Raw genomic sequence first — 884 nt, 5'->3', positions numbered from 1 at the left:
CACCAACACGGCCGATGCCGCTTCGAACGCCGCCGCGATCGCGTCCGACTCCGCCCGCAACGCCTCCTCCAACGCCATCGCGGCGAGCAAGGGCGGCGCCTCCTCGAGCGCGCCGGTCTCGTCCGCCAAGGAGACCATGGTGCCGCTCTCGGCCTTCGCCCGGATCGAGCCGGGCAGCGCCCCCGTGCAGGTGAGCCACCAGGGCCTGTTCGTCGCCACGACGATCTCGTTCAACCTCGCGCCGGGCAAGAGCCTGTCGGACGCCACCGCGGCGATCGACCGGGCGATGGCGTCCCTGCGCCTGCCGGCGACGATCCACGGCGAGTATGCGGGCGCGGCCAAGAACTACGTGGCCTCGGCCTCGCGCCAGCCGCTGCTGATCCTGGCCGCGATCCTGGCGGTCTACGCGGTGCTGGGCATCCTGTACGAGAGCTTCGTGCACCCGCTGACGATCCTCTCGACCCTGCCGTCGGCCGGCGTCGGCGCGGTGCTGGCCCTGCTGGTGACCGGCACCGAATTCACCATCATCGCGCTGATCGCGGTGTTCCTGCTCATCGGCATCGTGAAGAAGAACGCGATCATGATGATCGACGTGGCGCTCGACGCCGAGCGGACCCGGGGCGCAAATCCCGTGGATGCGATCCGCGAGGCCTGTCTCGTGCGCTTCCGGCCGATCATGATGACCACGCTCGCCGCCATGCTGGGGGCCGTGCCGCTGATCCTGGCCACCGGCGAGGGGGCCGAGCTGCGCCGGCCGCTCGGCATCGCCATCGTGGGCGGATTGATCGTGAGCCAGATCCTGACCCTGTACACCACCCCCGTCGTCTACCTGACCCTCGACCGCCTCCGGCACCGGGTGCTCGCCCGGCGCCGCGGCGCCGGGC

1 protein-coding gene is annotated in these 884 nt (G+C 71.2%); it reads left to right on the top strand.

The genetic code is table 11. From position 1 onward, the window contains the following. Nucleotides 1-884: efflux RND transporter permease subunit (locus tag FV228_RS31060; RefSeq protein WP_187277989.1), on the top strand; the 884-nt coding region annotated here is incomplete at both ends.

This window comes from Methylobacterium sp. WL18, assembly GCF_008040015.1.
Lineage (GTDB): Bacteria > Pseudomonadota > Alphaproteobacteria > Rhizobiales > Beijerinckiaceae > Methylobacterium > Methylobacterium mesophilicum.
Note: the sequence above shows the minus strand (reverse complement) of the source record. Positions and strands in the feature narration are given on the sequence as shown.